This window comes from Cytophagales bacterium, assembly GCA_019456305.1.
Lineage (GTDB): Bacteria > Bacteroidota > Bacteroidia > Cytophagales > VRUD01 > VRUD01.
Genome location: VRUD01000090.1, coordinates 1 through 17,059 on the forward strand (window position 1 = coordinate 1; position 17,059 = coordinate 17,059).

The window sequence follows — 17,059 nt, forward strand, 5'->3', positions numbered from 1 at the left end:
AAAAGAACATAGGAAAAAGAAAGCAATTGATGAAATTTTAAATCAGTAAAACCAACCACCTTTTGTCTATTAGACCTTTATTTACGATAGTTATGCCTGTCGTACAGGTAAAGGAACACACTTTGGCATAAACAGAGTTACACACTTTATTCGTCAATGCAGCCAAAACTATCAGTTGCCTTGTCATATTCTTAAATTAGATATAGAGGGTTTCTTTATGCACATTGACAAAAATATTTTGTTTAACCGCCTGCAATCATTTATCAATGAGAAATACATAGCGCCAGATAAGGAATTGCTCATTGAACTATGCAAAAAGGTAATTGATAACGACCCGACAAAAAATTGTTTCATAAAAGGAAATCAAACGGACTGGAATAATTTACCGGCTACCAAAAGTTTATTCCATAGTCCTGTTAATTGCGGATTGCCCATTGGCAACCTCACGAGCCAGATACTTGCAAGCTTTTATTTGGATAGTTTTGACCACTACATAAAACACGAACTTCAAATCCGTTACTACGGTCGCTATGTGGATGATTTTGTAATTATTCACAGCGACAAGGAGTATCTAAAATCACTTGTACAGCAACTTTCTAACTTTCTGCTTTCAACTTTACACCTGAATTTGCATCCACGCAAAATATACTTGCAATCGTACGAAAATGGCGTTCAGTTTCTTGGTGCGGTTATAAAACCTCACCGTACTTACATTGCCAGGCGCACCAAAGGCAATTTTTATAAAACCATTGAGGAATGGAATAAAATAATCCGTGAAAAGAAAAAATTGAATACGGAGGAACAAAATGCTTTTATCAGCAGTATGAACTCTTATCTTGGTATAATAAAGCATTACAAAACATATAAGCTGCGAAAGAAAATGTTACTGAAAAATCTTTCAGCATATTTTTGGAATTATGTTTATATCTCCGGTGGGTACTGTAAATTAGTTCCCAAAATCAGAATAGTTAAAAACTAAATTTTTATTCCATGCGTGTGGACACGGGCGTACAACAAAACGCTTTACAAGCAACCTGGCAGTGACGAGCAAGTTCGCCCAGCCGCTAACACGGGCTTAAAAGAAATGTCTTTTGTCTTTTAGTTTTAAAATCTCTATTATAAATTTTAATTGAAAATGATTATCCCAGGACAGAAAATGACATTCCTGAATTTTTTGATTTAATCGTTTTTGATTTTTTTTTAGAAGCAATTTTTTGAAGTGATTTATATTTTTCGATTCTTTCTACAATTGAAGATTTATATTGTTGAAACATAAAAGAATTGAAAATGTTTACATCTGCTTTGTTACGGGCAGAATTTAAAGCATTAAAATATTTGATTTTGTCTTTTTCCATAACGTAACCCATAGGTAAACCTTTTTCTAAAAGACAATGGTTCATTAATATACGTGAGGTTCTTCCGTTTCCATCACCAAAAGGATGAATTTGAACAAATTGATAGTGAGCATAAAAAGCAACGTCTGATGTTTCATTTATTGATAAATCTCTTTTCAATTCTTTATTGAGAAAAGAAATTAATTTTTTCATTTCTGGTTCAACTTTAGTGTGGTCAATATATGTTTTTTGTGTTCCTCCATGCGCTAACCCAAATCTGTAATCTCCTTTTGTTGTATCGTAAGTACCAAGAACATGATTGGTTGGTCCTCCGGTATTTTTCATTACAGCTCCACCAATTGCTTTTATTTTTTGTTCCGTTAAAATATCGCCTGAATATGATTTCATTAAAGCAATTGCATTTTGATGATCTTGTACCATGTTATGAAAATGCATGGATTGTTTATTTGTAGGAACTCCTGATGTTATAAATTTTTCAACTTGTGAAAAGGTCATTAGATTTCCCTCAATTCTTGTAGAATGAGAAGTTAATAGAATGTCTGCAATATCTTCATTATAGAAGTCTGGAACATAATTCTTTAATTGTTTTATATTTTCTGTTAATTTATCCATGATAGTAATGCAAATATACGAAAAGTAAGGTTTAAGTGTTTCATTTAGTATAAAAACTAAACGATGAAAAATAAGGTTTAACAGCTAGCTGTTAGCTTTTAGCTAACAGCCAACAGCTAACAGCTTTTAATTAAAGGGTTGCATGAAGAGCAACGCATGATCAACAGTTTCATTATTACACTGAAATTAACGGCTAACCCCTAACAGCTAAATTAACTATTTCCATTTGTAATAAACAACCCCATCTTCCGAAACCTCCCCAAATATCAAAGGCCTTGGCGCTACTTTGGAATTTAAAAACTTATAAGCAGTCAACATTTTTTCTTTAGCCGGTTGCATTTTGTTTTCATTATTGGTATGTAATGTAGCCAATTTTTCGTCTTTTTTAACATAGTCTCCTACTTTTTTGTGCAGATAGATTCCCGCAGCCAGATCAATTTCACTTTCCTTAGTTTCTCTGCCCGCACCAAGGATCAGCGAGGAACGCCCGATGGTTTCCGCATGAATTTTTTCAATATAACCTTGCTTTTCTGATACCACATCCAGTTCACAATTTGATGCAGGTAGAAGTGTTGGGTCATCCACCTGCCTGGGATCACCGCTCTGCGCTTTTACGAATTGTTTGAGCTTTTCCAATGCTTTACCAGAATCAATCGTTTCCTTTAAGCTTGCAACAGCATCCTTTTCACTTTTTGCAACACCTGCAAGCATCAGCATTTTCGAACCTAATTTCAGGCAGAGTTCAATTAGGTCTTCAGGCCCGTTTCCTTTTAGCGTATTAATTGTTTCTTCTACTTCAATAGCATTACCAATAGCATTGCCAAGCGGTTGTTCCATATCGCTGACTATCGCTACGGTTTCCTTGCCCATACCCGTACCAATATCCACCAACCTTTTTGCAAGTTCAAAGGCGCTGTCAGTATCTTTCATAAAAGCGCCATCACCGGTTTTTACGTCAAGTATGATAGCATCTGCCCCTGAAGCAAGCTTTTTGCTCATAATGCTGCTTGCTATCAGTGAAATATTATCCACCGTGGCAGTTACATCCCTTAAAGCATAGAGCATTTTATCTGCAGGAACGAGATTTGCAGTTTGAGCTCCGATGGCTATTCCAATGTCGTTAACGTTCCTAACAAATTGATTTTCAGACATTTCCACAGAAAAACCGGAAAAAGATTCCAGCTTATCGATCGTGCCGCCTGTATGTCCGAGGCCTCTGCCTGATAATTTAGCGACAGGAACCCCGCATGCTGCAACCATTGGCCCTAAAACTATAGAGGTCTTATCTCCAACCCCCCCCGTGCTATGCTTATCAACTTTTATTCCTTTGATCTTAGACAGGTCAATCACCTCCCCTGAATTGATCATCGCAGTAGTGAGATCAATCGTTTCTCTTTTGTTAAGGCCCTTGAAGTAAATAGCCATCAGAAGTGCCGGCATTTGATAGTCAGGGATATCTCCTTTGACATAACCTGATATTACAAAATCTATCTCTTCTTTTGAAAGTTCTTCTCCGTTGCGTTTTTTTAGAATGATGTCGTAGATTCTCATGATAATTTAGGATTTATACCCTTTGGAATTTGTATCTTTTTATGTCTACTCCAGGTATAATGATTTTATTCAATATATTTTAAAAGTTTTCATATTTCTTTATCAGATATATTTTCATTATCGGATTTATCATAAACAGATAATAAAAACACTTTTTCTTTGATAACTACGATATGGGTGATAATTCTTGCGCCACCGCTTTTACCTTTACCTTTTGATTTTATAGCGAGGCGAATTTTGTAGCAGTTGTGGCCAATGGGTATGCCTTGTTTGGGATTGCAGGAAAGTCTTTTACCCAATTCGTCAAGTTCTTGTTTTAAAGAGGGGTATTTTTTAGTCAGCCGTTTTGCCTGTTTTTTAAAATAGGGGATAGCTTCGATGCTAAAGTTCATCCAGAAAGTCTTTTAAAGGAGTTGCTTTTAACTTACCCTGTTTAATCAAATTCACCTCTTTAACGGCTTGCTTAATTCCGTCTAAAATTCCCTGTTTAGTAGGTTCAGTATCTTCTTCTTGTTTGAGACCTTTAAGCCTTTTTTTAAGGACTTCCCAATCCTTAATAGGAATGAAAATCCCGGTTGTTTTACCATTACTGTCTGAAATATATTGTAAGTTCATAATCAACATAAAATTATTAATTTCTTATTCAATTATCGACCCCGAGTACTCGGGGGTAATAATGAGATCCTAAGAGCCTATTTACTTGCAAAAATACATCAATAAAAAGTAAAAAACAACTAACTAAAACAATTCCTCTTATAACTGCAACTCTTTAATTATTCCTCTCACTAATTTTATAAACTTCGGTTTTGTCTTCAAAGCCTGCTTCATCACTTTTTCATGGTCAATCGGCTCAAGCTGGTCGGGTATTGCCATATCTGTGACGCAACAAATGCCCAGCGCTTTGATGCCGGCATGCACCGCTACGATCACTTCAGGGATTGTGGACATGCCAATGGTGTCTGAACCAAATTTTCTGATCATGCCAAGCTCTGCTTTGGAAACGAAATTAGGGCCGCTCACGGCTGTGTGAACGCCTGTTTTAGTTTCAATTCCAAGCTTTTCTCCAACCGACATACCAAGGGCAAGCAAATTTTTATCGTAAGCTGATGACATATCAGGGAACCTGGGGCCAAGCTCATCAAAATTTTGACCTATTAGCGGATTATCACCGGTGAAATTGATATGATCCTCAATGAACATTAAAGCCCCGGGGTATAGTTCAGGGTTCAGTCCCCCGCAGGCGTTGGTTACGATCAAAACCTCCACGCCAATTTTCTTCATCAACCTTACGGGGTAGGTTATCTCCTGCATTGAATAGCCTTCATAATAGTGTACCCTTCCCTGCATTGCAACAACAACTTTATCCTCAAGTTTTCCTATGACCAATTGCCCTTCATGGCCTTCAACCGTAGAAACCGGGAAATGTGGAATTTTTTCGTAAGGGATTTTTACAGCATTTTCAATTTCATCGGCAAGAGAGCCTAACCCTGAGCCTAAGATCAGCCCTATTTCAGGCCTGAAATTTATCCTTTCACTTAAATATATTAAGGATTCATTTAATTTTTGTAATAAGTTCATGAAATAATATTTAACGAATTAAGTTTTTAAAAAATATTCCCTAAATTGTAAAAAATTTTTAGTAACCAACAATTTTATTACATTTATTGGTTAAAAAGCTATGGCAAAAACAAAATTAAAAAATTACCACCGTGAAATTCAAAATGATATTCAACATAGAAAACACCGAATATTAGACAAAAAAAATGCAGAAGCATTATTGGGCGGAGGTGAGAAGCGAATAGAAGCACAGCATAAAAAGGGTAAGCTTACTGCCAGGGAAAGAGTGAAACTGCTGCTTGATGAAGGCTCATTTGAGGAGATCGGCAAATTTGTGATGCACCGCTGTAAAGACTTTGGCCTTGATAAACAGTATTATCTTGGGGATGGCGTGGTTACAGGATATGGAACCATTCAAGGGAGATTGGTTTATGTTTTTTCCCAGGATTTTACAGTTCTGGGAGGTTCGCTTTCAGAGACCAATGCCGAAAAGATATGTAAGATAATGGACCTGGCGATGAAGAATGGAGCGCCTGTTATTGGACTGAATGATTCCGGAGGAGCCCGCATCCAGGAAGGAGTGAACTCCCTGGGCGGCTATGCCGAGATATTTTACAGAAATACGATGGCTTCAGGGGTAGTGCCGCAAATCTCTGCGGTCATGGGGCCCTGTGCAGGGGGGGCTGTCTATTCTCCAGCCATTACTGATTTTATATTGATGGTTGAGCATACCTCCTATATGTTTGTTACAGGCCCTAATGTTGTAAAAACGGTTACAAAAGAGAAAGTAACAGCCGAAGAATTAGGAGGCGCTGCTGTGCACAGCTCAAAAAGCGGGGTTGCCCATTTTTCCTGTGCCAATGAAATTGAATGTATCAGTAATATTAAAGAATTATTAAGCTACATACCCCAGAACTGCGAAGATGATCCTCCCATACTTGCTTATGAGTCTGATGGTGATGAGGCGAGACCGCAGCTTAACGACATAGTACCGGATAATCCCAACCAACCCTATGACATCAGGGACATTATTGAAGGTATTATAGACCAGTTAAAACAAGGCCGGGATGACGGGGCTTTTTTTGAGGTTCATAAGATTTTTGCAGAAAACATTGTTGTAGGTTTTGCCAGGATAGGCGGCAGAAGCATTGGAATTGTAGGCAACCAACCGGCAGTACTGGCAGGGGTTCTGGATATTAACGCCAGTATGAAAGCAGCAAGATTCGTCAGGTTTTGTGATTCCTTTAATATCCCTTTATTGGTGTTGGAAGATGTACCCGGGTTCTTGCCCGGTACCGACCAGGAATGGAATGGAATAATCACCAGTGGCGCTAAGCTGCTTTATGCTTTCTGTGAAGCCACCGTGCCCCGCATCACTGTCATCACCCGTAAAGCTTATGGAGGCGCTTATGATGTGATGAATTCCAAGCACATCAAGGCAGATATGAACTATGCCTGGCCAACTGCTGAAATTGCTGTGATGGGCCCCAAAGGAGCCACAGAAATTATCTTTAAAAAAGAGATAGCAGACGCCAAAGACCCGGAGGCTGTACTACAGGAAAAAGTGGATGACTACACCCAAAAATTTACTACTCCTTACCGGGCAGCACACCGGGGCTATATTGACGAGGTGATCAAACCGGAAGAAACCCGCAAAAAGCTGATCACTGCTTTTAAAATGCTTGAGAATAAGGTGGATAAATTGCCGAAGAAGAAGCATGGGAATATGCCGTTGTAAATTTACAATTTACGGCCCATACAAGAGATTTTTATTTGATTTTCTGCCAAGCAGAACTTGAAAAGCAAATGACCGAAGAAACTGAATTAAATAAAAAAATTAATGAAAACCTTGCAAAGGTGATGATTCAATCATGAAGTATTCAAAACAAGAAATAGAATTGATATTGCAGGAAGGCGAAGATTACCGTATTGAGTTTAAAGAACGGTCTTCCAATATCAATAAAGAAATGGTTGCTTTTGCTAATGCCTCAGGTGGCAGGATTTTTATTGGTATTACTGATGATGGAAAGATTAAAGGAATAAAAATTGATAATACCTTAAAGTCACAAATTCAGGATATTGCAAATAATTGTGATCCGCCTGTAAAAATCTTATTTAATCAGTTTGAAAATATCTTAATTGTAGAAGTTAGAGAAGGTACAGATAAACCTTACGAATGTTCAAGCGGTTTTTATAATCGGATAGGACCTAATGCACAAAAACTTTCACGGAACGAAATAGTGGAGTTTGTTAAAAGTGAAGGTAAAATAAGGTTTGATGAACTTATACATAAAGATTTCACTAAAAAAGATTTTTCTGAAGAAAAATTCAAATTGTTATTGAAACAAGCGGGAATAACTCCTGTATTACCATTACCACAGATTATAAAAAACCTTGGGGTAGGCGAAGTTGAAAGAAACAATGTGCTCTACAATAACACTTCAGTTTTGTTTTTTGCAAAGGATTTGAGTGATCATTATTACCATACTACCGTTACCTGTGCCTTATACAAAGGTAACGAAAAAGTGACTATACTTGACAAAAAAGACTTTAATAAAGATATTATTTCAAGCATAAACGATGCTATGTTGTTTATGAAGCAACATTTAAAACTGCGTTACGAGTTTGACGGCTCTTTAGCACGAAAAGAAATCCCGGAATTACCTTACGAAGCTTTACGTGAAGCATTAGTAAATGCAGTTATACATCGTGACTATTTCCAGAAAGGGGCAAACGTTATGGTAGAGTTGTTTGACAACAGATTAGAAATTTCCAGTCCCGGAGGACTACCAAAAGGATTAGATCCCGAAGATTTTGGAAGCAAGAGTATGTTAAGAAATCCGAATATAGCAAATCTGATTCACCGGATGGGCTGGATTGAAAAAATGGGAACAGGAGTGAAACGTATTCAGAACTTAGTTAATGAAGTTGGTTTACCTCCCGTTAAATATACCTTTACTGGTTTTGTAACTATTACTTTCTGGCGTTATCCCGAAAAGGATAAAAAAATTGGGGGGAAAATAGAAGATACTACCCAGAAAGCTACCAGGAAAGGTTCGGTGAAAAGTTCGGTGAAAGGTTCACAGAAAAGTTCACAGAAAAGTTCACAGAAAAGTTCACAGAAAAGTTCACAGAAAATCCTACAATTTATAAATGATAATTCTGAGCTCACAACTACAGAGATGGCAGAGCTACTTAATATAAGCCGAAGAGCTGTGGCAAAGCATATAGCTATATTAAAAAAAGAAAATAAAATACAACGTATTGGTCCGGATAAAGGCGGATATTGGGAAATTCTAATTAATAACTAAAAAAGCATGACAGTAACAGATCTCATTGGAAAACTAAAACAGTTTTCACCTGAAACAAGAATAGTTGTGGCAGGATATGAAGGCGGCTATAATGATATAGACAGAATTGACGAAGTTTCTATTAAAGTAGATGCCGATACGCAATGGTATTACGGAAGACATAAAGAAAGTGAAAAAGACAAAGGTACTGTTGCAATTGCCTTAACAGGTCATAATCAAATTGCAAAAGATTAATACTTATGTGGAAGGAGTATAAACTTGCAGATATAATGGATTTAATTGGAGGTGGTACTCCGAAAACTACAATTGCTGAATATTGGAATGGAGACTTACCTTGGCTTTCCGTTGGAGATTTTAATAATGGTAGAAAAAAGGTTTATGAAACAGAAAAAACATTATTCACAGATCCAAAAAATGTGGCTATATTTCATTTGCACTTTGCCAGCAACAACAAAACCGCAACAAGAAAAAGGCAGGGCGAAAATTAGAAGGCAAAACGTATAATGAGATGCCGGAAATAAAAACACCACTTTCTCAAACCGATTGTGGCAGCCTCAAAATTCCTTCCTGAAAGTAAGCTTCAAACTACTTTCAGCCCCTATATTTTTTTTAAAATTTATCAACCCGTAATTGGGTTTTGAGTACTCAGTAGAAATGCCAAGGTCCAGTAGTTTAAACCCATTTTTAACACAATGATGAAGTAGTCCTTTCACAAGCATTACCATCGGGCTGAAATTTTTGTACTGATGCGAATCAGCCGGATAGAAGTTGTAGAGGATCTTTTTGTTGATCTTTATGGTAACGGTTAGGGCTGCTATTATTTCTTTGTCTCTTACCGTGAAAATCTGGTATTCATTTGGGAAATGGTGAAACATTTCAGCCAGCGTTCCATAGCTCATGGTTAAAGGATGTCCTTGCCTGTCCCGTGCTTTTTTTATAAAATCATATGCTTCATTTAATGGTACCTGCTTATCTGACTGAAAAATAAATCCTGCCTGCTCGCATTTTTTTAATCTTCTTTTTTCAGAAAGGTGGAATAAATCCAAAATCTCAAATCTCCCGACTTTATCGGGACAGGCGAAATCCAAAATATTTATGTGCTGGTTTAGTTCAGCGGTTACTATTTTATATCCCTGGTTTATAAAGCAGTTTGTCAGCAAAATGCTATTTTCAGGTGCATAACAGAAGGGATAGGATTTTACGACCAGGCTTTTCAGCTTTTTTTTAACAGCCCATTTATTTATCTCCTCAATGAATATATTTAAATTTTCTAAAGATAACCTGCTGTCAAACTCTATGGAACCAAACGAAGACCTGTATGGGCTGCAGCCTGCATTTCCATCAACGAAGAGGTTAAAGAGGGCTTCAATTTTATGGGTATTATTATTGACCAGATTGAATATTACTAAATTTTCGTTGGGTTGAAATTTCAGGTGTGATGCTTTATTGAAAAGGAAAACAGGAAAGGTATGCGCATAGCGCATAACCCCGCCAACTGGCGGGGCATGGCGTTTCCCACTCTCAAGTGCATTATTTATTAATATAGAATATTTTTTATTTGCTTTAAATTCAATTTTCATAGTTTGAGATTCGAGATTCGAGTTTCGAGTTTCGAGTTTCGAATTATGAGATTTCCTTTTACAAATTAAATAATACAAAGTAAATGAATATCTTTGAAAAAAATTAATTACAATATTAATCTTATCTAACGGTGAGTCCACTCTAAAAAGTCTTTTTTGCCACAAAAGTGCAAAAACACTAAATCCCACTAAAAATTAACTAATTGATTTTCAGGGTTTTGTGGGATTTAGTGCTTTGGTGTTTTAGTGGCATTTTTATTTTTTGGACTTTTTAGAGTGGACTCAACGGTATAAATCTTAATACTCATATCTGAATCTTAGGATGTTTTATCTCATAATTAGCATATTTCTTTCTGTATTACTATTTCTGCTTTTTAAATCTTTCGTCAGGTTTAAGGTCAACACTTTTCTGGCAATTGTGGTTAACTATGTTATATGCGTATTGATTGGATTGATTTTTCTTCAGTTTTCTCATCTTCCTGGCAGATATTCGATGTATAACGTCTTACATCATCCATTATCCATCTTTCACCATACCTGGGTGATTCTTGCTTTTATTATAGGAGTCTTATTTGTTTTCACATTTTATTTAATGGCGCTTACGGCTCAAAAGGTAAGTATTACACTTTCTACAGTGGCAAACAAAATGTCGTTAGTAATTCCCGTGATCTTTAGCCTTTTTGTGTTCAAAATTGAATCCAGAGGTTTTACATTCTTTAACATTTTGGGTATAATAACTGCCCTGCCTGCTATCTATCTGTGCACGTTCAGGCCTGGGGAGAAATTGAATCGGGGAATGCCTGCCCGCTCACCAAGCCTTCCCTCGGAGCTGGTAGGCGGGGATGAATCCCTGCCCGCCCAACAGGCAATCCGACAGAGCTGGCAGGCGGGGGGGAATCAGAGGAAATCTAAAATCCCAGATCCAAAATTGATTTACTTTCTGCCTTTAAGCGTATTCATATTAGGAGGCGTGATTGACACGATGATAAATTATACAAATTATAAATATATTGGGGAATCGGAGGAAAGTTTGTTCCCGCTCATCATGTTCGTATCAGCGAGCCTTGCCGGGATTGTTGTTGTTCTTTATATGATAATTACGCAACAGTTAAAAATAGATTTAAAAAGTATTACAGCGGGAATTATCCTGGGCATTCCAAATTACTTTTCAATTTATTTCCTGCTGAAAGCGCTTACAGCTTTCAATAATAATGGCGCTTTGGTTTTTCCCATATTTAATATTGGCATTATTATGGTTTCTGCTATATTAGCATATTTAATTTTCAAAGAGGAACTGTTGAATATCAACAAAATTGGCCTGGCGATGGCTGTGTTGGCTATATTTTTAATATATTACCAGGAATTAAGATTGATTATTGGGCATCTCTAAAAACTACATATTTTTTAAAACACACCCCTTGCCCCTCTTGATAGAGGGGAATATATGGTGTAGTTTTTAGAGATGTCCTATTGATTAGGAAATAGAATACTAATGGAAAAAAAACCTTTTAAAATATTGATTTTTCTCTTCTCAATACTCCTATCTCAATACTCCTGTCTTTTTTCCCAAAACTACATCGTTGATGATAAGGTATCGGAGGAGTTGATAGTGAAAGGGATTGATAAATTGTATAATTATGAATTTGAAGAAGCAGAAGTTTTCTTTAAAAAATTAAAAGTAAGATTACCACATCATCCTATATACCCTCTCTTAATGGCATTGATGACCTACTGGGAAATGATGCCGGTATTTGATAATAAAGCGCTGTTTGATCAGCAGGAAGCATATCTTGCCAGAGTTTTAGAGCTTTCCGACAGCTTACTGGAAAATGACGAAAATAATGTAGAGTTATTTTATGCTAAATTGACTGCCCATAGCTATTTATCCTTATTACATTCGGAGAATAATAGCTCTTTACAGGCAGTAAACGAGGCCCGGAAAGCTTATGCATATATGAAAAAAGGATTTAAGCTTAAAGAACAATACCCTGAGTTTTATTTTTCAACCGGGCTTTATAATTACTATGTTGTGCAATATCCCGAAACCCATCCTCTTTATAAACCTTTTATGTTCTTCTTTCCTGGCGGTGATAAGCAAAAGGGTTTGAAGCAATTAAAACTTGCTGCACAAAAAGCCGTTTTTTCAAAAGTGGAAGCGCTGGAATATCTTGCCCATATCTACCTAAAATATGAGTCATCTCCTTATAAGGCAATTGAATTTACCCAAAAGCTTGTGGATCATTATCCAAAAAATTTATACATGGTTACAAGACACACAGAAGCGCTTATTGCATCCGCAAAATATGAAGATGCCCGACCCTTTATCAGTAAGCTAATGAATAGTGGTAATGATTTTTTTATCATGACAGGTCAATTATTTGTTGCTATAACCCGGGAGAAATATATGCAGAATTACCTGGTTGCCAAAACCTGGTATTTAAAAGCCATTACTTCAGGTGATAAATTTGAAGATTTTGCCCATGATTATTTAAGCTTTGCCTATACAGGCCTTGCCCGGATTGCGATCAAAGAAGGTAATGATAAAAAAGCAGAAAAATATTATAAAAAAGCGCTGGATCTGACTGAGTATCAATGGGTGATTCAGGAAGCGAAAGAGTACTTGGATCAGTAGAAGGTATAATGCTGATATACGAATATAAAATGCTAATATACTAATGAATACTAATGATACGAATAAAAAAGAGAAGTTAATACATCCTGAGTTGTCTTATAAAATAGTAGGGATTTTGTACCAAGTTCATAATCAGCTTGGAAGGTTTGCAAGAGAGAAATAATATTGTGATTTGATAGAAAAATTATTGATAGAATTAAAAATTCCATATATCAGAGAATATGTATTTAATGATTCAGGCAACAGAGTTGATTTTCTGATTGACAATAAAATAATACTTGAAGTAAAGGCTGAAAGAATGATTACAAAAGAGGACTATCATCAGATTCAGCGTTATCTTCAATCATTAGATAAAAAGCTTGGTTTGTTGGTGAATTTCTATACTCATTACCTGTCACCTAAACGAATCGTTCGCATTGAAACTGACGTTAGGAAAAAGTTTTTATGATACTAATAATATAATGCTAATCCCGAGTACTCGGGACTAATGATACTAATAAAGAAATCTATATTAAGAAGCAGAGTAAAAATATTCGTATAATTAGTATAAATTAGTATATTAGCATTATACACAATTCGTATATTAGCGTTTTATTAATCATAAGAATAATGCATAAAATTTGTCAATTTCTATTTCTCGGATTAGCTATAGGTGGTTCAGGGCATGTAAGCAATTCCCAGGTCAAAGTAAATACTAACGGGGAAAGTTATGACAGGGACAATAGAATTGCCCGGATGCTAACCCCCAACGTTCAATTTCAAAATCCAACACCTGCCCGCCCGCCTGTCTGGCGGACAGGCCAAAGGCCTATGGCAGGCGGGTCCGGCATATCGTTACAAAAAAAACTGCTTGATTATATCAAAGCCACCTATCCTGAAGAATCTTATGGTGAGTTTGAATTGAAAAATATGATCACAAGCCCTGCTGGTTTTCATTATCTTTTTCAGCAAACATATATGGGATTCCCTGTTTATGAGGCAAGTACTAAAATAAATCTGGCCAAAGTCCCGCCAGTTGGCGGGGCAGAGTACATAACATTAAGAATTACATCGGTTTTTGATAATACGTTTCTGCTGGACTCATTAGCAGTGATCCCAGAAGATGCAGATACTAATATTGCCGGTAAATATTTACAAGAACATTTTAAAGATGTATTAATTGAGAACACACATGGCATTTCTTTAAAAGATGGCATGTCTTACAGTTCTAACATACAATTCACTTCTGTGGAAATATTATATGCAGATGGAAATTATTTGAAAAAGGGAATACTTTTACGATATGGTTCTTTAAACACATCAACCGGTTCGTTTGAAATATTGTTTGATAAAGGGGGGATGATCATTCATGAAAAAGATTTAAATACGTATGCGCATGGCGTTCAGCGCTCTGTGCTCCCGAGTAACCCGGGACGCTATGTACAAGACACAACTGAAAAAGATTCTCTCGTAAACGCCTGCATCTTCAACCCCGATCCGCTTACAACTGCAAACGTAACTTATGGTTCACCTTATGTTGATTCAAATGATGTTGATATTGTTGAACTAAATGCAGAAAGGGATTCTGTTATGATGACTGTAAAATTTAAAAATGATACATTTTTTCTTGAAAGCCCATATTGTGTTGTTGGTGAATATGATCCACCCGCCAATTCTGTTTGTTTTGATACCACCGCTGATCTTTGCTATACACGAAGTGATGTTTGTTTTGAGCAGGTAAATATATTTTACCATATCAATAATTACCAGGATTATTTGCAAAGTTTAGGTTTTGACAGCCTTGTAAATTATCAAATAAAAGTAGATGCCAATGGAATGAGCGGGGCGGATAACTCCATGTTTTCTTCCTTTTCAAATTTGCTTTCCTTCGGTGAAGGCGGGGTGGATGACGGAGAAGATGCTGATGTGATCATTCACGAATATGGACATGCCATCTCTTACAGCGCAGCGCCTAATACTAATACAGGGACGCAACGTAAAACTTTGGATGAAGCCAATGCTGATTATTTGGCTGCTTCCCTGTCCCGTTCGATTGATACATCCGGTTGGCAAAAAGTGTTCAATTGGGACGGACATAACGGGTTTTGGTCTGGCAGGTGGGTTATAAGTAACAAACATTATCCGGAAGATTGGGTTGGCGGTATTAACCAGGATGCTGATATTTGGAGCGCTACTTTAATGCAGATCTGGGAAGACATTGGCAGAACTGATGCTGACCGGATCCTTTTGCAATCTTTATACAGCTATGCTCCAAATTTAACGTTTACACAGGCAGCTTATTTGTTTTTACAGGCAGACAGCTTGTTATATAATGGAGCAAATTATTTTGTGATCTATAGACGTTTTAGAGATAGAGGAATCCTTCCACTGCTGCCTTACAGCGCTGTGCTAATAGATAAAGTTGATCCGGTTTGTTATGATTCCTGTGATGGACAGGCAGCGGTAATTGTTTTAGGTGGCGTACCGCCTTATACTTATCAGTGGGACGATAGCACTGCACAAGATTCATCTACTGCTATTGGACTATGTGCCGGAACTTACGTTGTTACTTTTGTTGACTCATTAGGAGATACAGCTTCTGTAACAATAGCGCTTAATGAACCAACTGCCTTCTCTGTATCCCTTTTTTCTACACCTGACTCCTGTACAGGCTGTAGCAATGGTACTGCTGCAGCGATTGTGAGTGGTGGTTCGGGAAATTTTATTTACCAATGGAATGATCCCGATTCTCAGGCTACTGCCACAGCTACCGGACTGACTGCGGGGATTTACATTGTAACCATTACCGATACATTTTGCGGTAATACTTCCGTTGATACTGTAACAGTAGGCTCACTGATTGCTGTTAGCAAGTTAACGGATAATAGCGCTAACAATGTAGAGGTATTTCCCAATCCGTCTACCGGCATCGTTACAGTTCAGGTTGGGCGCTCCGAAAACCTGAGAGAAATACATTCAATCAAACTCTATAATATAATGGGGGAATATGTAGCTCGGATTGGTAATCCGAGTGGCAAAGGGGCAGATGGCAGATGGAGCATGGATATTTCGGATTTTACGAATGGGATTTATTTTATGAAAATTCAGACTGTTGAAAAGGTTGTTACGAAGAAAATTGTGCTGGTAAAGTAATTTATGGGCATCTCTAAAAACTACACCATACATTCCCCTCTATCAAGAGGGGCAAGGGGTGTGTTTTAAAAAATATGTAGTTTTTAGAGATGCCCTTATACAAAATAACATCCATAATTATTTAATTCTATTGACAAAACTCCTTTATTGAATCATAAGCATCTGAATATCCTAATTCACCCGCTTTATTCAAGTCCAAACAACCGCCATTTTTATCATTTAACATTAATTTCACAACTCCACGATTATAATAGGCACGTGCATCATTTGGGTTTAGTTCAATGACTTTGTTAAAGTCCTGAATAGCTCCACGATTATCTTCAAGTTTCGCCTTTGCATTTCCACGATTACCATAGGCATCTGCATAATTTGGGTTTAGTTCAATGGCTTTGTTATAGTCCTGAATAGCTCCATGATAATCTTCAAGTTTCCTTTTTGCAAGTCCACGATTATAATAGGCATCTGCATCATTTGGGTTTAGTTCAATGACTTTGTTAAAGTCCTGAATAGCTCCACGATAATCTTCAAGTTTCGCCTTTGCAACTCCACGATTATAATAGGCACGTGCATCATTTGGGTTTAGTTCAATGGCTTTGTTAAAGTCCTGAATAGCTCCACGATAATCTTCAAGATCCGCCTTTGAAACTCCACGATAAAAATAATCTTTAGCCATTTGGGCTTGCATTGGATTTGCAAAACCTATCAAAACCAATTATGAGTTCACTCTAAAAAAAGGGCATTTAGCGGTGTGTCATTAGTAATCAATCCCGGACTTTCTCTTCTTCTTTTTTAAACCACCCCAATAAATAAGCCAATCCCATAAATCCAAGCAAAATCACACAAATAGCTAATAATAATATAGCAAGGTTACTCATTTTTAATACCCCTTTCTATTAAATATGCAATTATAAAAGATAATAACATTCCAACAAATCCAAAAATATAAACAGGTAAATCCCATTTTCCCTGAACAATATTCCCAACAATAGCCAAAAGAGCAACACCCTTGCTCATATCATACGCAAACGATGCCATCGCTCAAAACTTATAGTAACTATACCTTTATTTGAAACGATTGCATTATTAAATAACTAATTCGTTAATTAATAGAAGCGATGGCATCGTTAGAGTAACCAAATTTAATGACTTTTCTCCACTGCCACTTGCTTAATGATAATACCTTTACCGGTTGTGATTTTAAGCATGTAATTTCCGGCAGATAGCATCGCCATATTCATACTGAATGTTTGTGGTTTTTTGTTTACATCCATTTCATGAACCTTCTGCCCCAGGGTATTGTAAATCTCAATTTTTTCAATTTCCAACCCT

The 17,059-nt window shown here is 36.8% G+C and carries 17 protein-coding genes; 9 read left to right on the plus strand and 8 right to left on the minus strand.

What is annotated here, in order from left to right; genetic code table 11:
• The first annotated feature begins 79 nt into the window (after positions 1 to 79).
• On the plus strand, positions 80 to 979 hold the full coding sequence (locus FVQ77_15235; GenBank protein ID MBW8051657.1) for an RNA-directed DNA polymerase: 900 nt from the start codon (positions 80 to 82) through the stop codon (positions 977 to 979).
• Between the two features lie 160 nt (positions 980 to 1,139).
• Here the strand turns inward: FVQ77_15235 and FVQ77_15240 are convergent, their stop codons facing one another.
• The 5 genes from FVQ77_15240 to FVQ77_15260 all read right to left on the minus strand — a co-directional run bounded on the left by FVQ77_15240 (position 1,140) and on the right by FVQ77_15260 (position 5,096).
• Positions 1,140 to 1,967 carry a Fic family protein gene (locus FVQ77_15240; protein MBW8051658.1) on the minus strand — a complete coding sequence of 276 codons (828 nt, stop codon included), beginning with the start codon at positions 1,965 to 1,967 and terminating at the stop codon, positions 1,140 to 1,142.
• A 216-nt stretch (positions 1,968 to 2,183) separates the two neighbouring features.
• A complete protein-coding gene (locus FVQ77_15245) occupies positions 2,184 to 3,518 on the minus strand; it encodes a pyrimidine-nucleoside phosphorylase (GenBank protein ID MBW8051659.1) in 1,335 nt (444 codons plus the stop codon).
• Positions 3,519 to 3,607: 89 nt separating this feature from the next.
• A complete protein-coding gene (locus FVQ77_15250) occupies positions 3,608 to 3,910 on the minus strand; it encodes a hypothetical protein (GenBank protein ID MBW8051660.1) in 303 nt (100 codons plus the stop codon).
• Positions 3,900 to 4,133, minus strand: a complete 234-nt coding sequence (locus FVQ77_15255; protein ID MBW8051661.1) for a hypothetical protein — start codon at positions 4,131 to 4,133, stop codon at positions 3,900 to 3,902. The genes FVQ77_15250 and FVQ77_15255 overlap by 11 nt, the downstream gene beginning before the upstream one ends.
• 138 nt (positions 4,134 to 4,271) lie before the next feature.
• Positions 4,272 to 5,096, minus strand: a complete 825-nt coding sequence (locus FVQ77_15260) for a purine-nucleoside phosphorylase (protein ID MBW8051662.1) — start codon at positions 5,094 to 5,096, stop codon at positions 4,272 to 4,274.
• A gap of 100 nt (positions 5,097 to 5,196) precedes the next feature.
• Between FVQ77_15260 and FVQ77_15265 the strand changes: the two genes are divergently transcribed.
• The 4 genes from FVQ77_15265 (at position 5,197) to FVQ77_15280 (ending at position 8,874) form a co-directional block, all read left to right on the plus strand.
• Entirely contained in the window at positions 5,197 to 6,813 is a 1,617-nt protein-coding gene (locus FVQ77_15265; protein MBW8051663.1) for an acyl-CoA carboxylase subunit beta, read from the plus strand.
• 133 nt (positions 6,814 to 6,946) lie between these two features.
• Positions 6,947 to 8,386, plus strand: a complete 1,440-nt coding sequence (locus FVQ77_15270) for an HTH domain-containing protein (GenBank protein MBW8051664.1) — start codon at positions 6,947 to 6,949, stop codon at positions 8,384 to 8,386.
• A 6-nt stretch (positions 8,387 to 8,392) separates the two neighbouring features.
• Complete coding sequence (locus FVQ77_15275; GenBank protein ID MBW8051665.1) at positions 8,393 to 8,620, plus strand: hypothetical protein; 228 nt, start codon at positions 8,393 to 8,395, stop codon at positions 8,618 to 8,620.
• Between the two features lie 5 nt (positions 8,621 to 8,625).
• Entirely contained in the window at positions 8,626 to 8,874 is a 249-nt protein-coding gene (locus tag FVQ77_15280; GenBank protein ID MBW8051666.1) for a hypothetical protein, read from the plus strand.
• A 66-nt stretch (positions 8,875 to 8,940) separates the two neighbouring features.
• Here FVQ77_15280 and FVQ77_15285 read toward each other — a convergent pair whose 3' ends face one another.
• Positions 8,941 to 9,966, minus strand: a complete 1,026-nt coding sequence (locus FVQ77_15285; protein MBW8051667.1) for a GNAT family N-acetyltransferase — start codon at positions 9,964 to 9,966, stop codon at positions 8,941 to 8,943.
• Between the two features lie 322 nt (positions 9,967 to 10,288).
• Between FVQ77_15285 and FVQ77_15290 the strand changes: the two genes are divergently transcribed.
• From FVQ77_15290 to FVQ77_15305, 4 genes are all read left to right on the plus strand, one after another.
• Positions 10,289 to 11,356: a hypothetical protein gene (locus FVQ77_15290; GenBank protein MBW8051668.1), complete on the plus strand. Its 1,068-nt coding sequence runs from the start codon at positions 10,289 to 10,291 to the stop codon at positions 11,354 to 11,356.
• Positions 11,357 to 11,458: 102 nt separating this feature from the next.
• Positions 11,459 to 12,598, plus strand: a complete 1,140-nt coding sequence (locus tag FVQ77_15295) for a hypothetical protein (protein MBW8051669.1) — start codon at positions 11,459 to 11,461, stop codon at positions 12,596 to 12,598.
• Positions 12,599 to 12,770: 172 nt separating this feature from the next.
• Positions 12,771 to 13,046 (plus strand): GxxExxY protein, encoded by a 276-nt coding sequence (locus FVQ77_15300; GenBank protein ID MBW8051670.1) that lies wholly within the window; start codon positions 12,771 to 12,773, stop codon positions 13,044 to 13,046.
• A gap of 161 nt (positions 13,047 to 13,207) precedes the next feature.
• The gene (locus tag FVQ77_15305) at positions 13,208 to 15,730 is read left to right on the plus strand and encodes a T9SS type A sorting domain-containing protein (protein ID MBW8051671.1); all 2,523 of its coding nucleotides are present in this window, start codon (positions 13,208 to 13,210) and stop codon (positions 15,728 to 15,730) included.
• Positions 15,731 to 15,857: 127 nt separating this feature from the next.
• On the opposite strand, the gene FVQ77_15310 is transcribed toward FVQ77_15305, so the two are convergent.
• A complete protein-coding gene (locus FVQ77_15310; protein ID MBW8051672.1) occupies positions 15,858 to 16,415 on the minus strand; it encodes a tetratricopeptide repeat protein in 558 nt (185 codons plus the stop codon).
• 454 nt (positions 16,416 to 16,869) lie between these two features.
• On the minus strand, positions 16,870 to 17,059 hold a 190-nt coding region (locus FVQ77_15315), incomplete at its 5' end, for a T9SS type A sorting domain-containing protein (GenBank protein ID MBW8051673.1).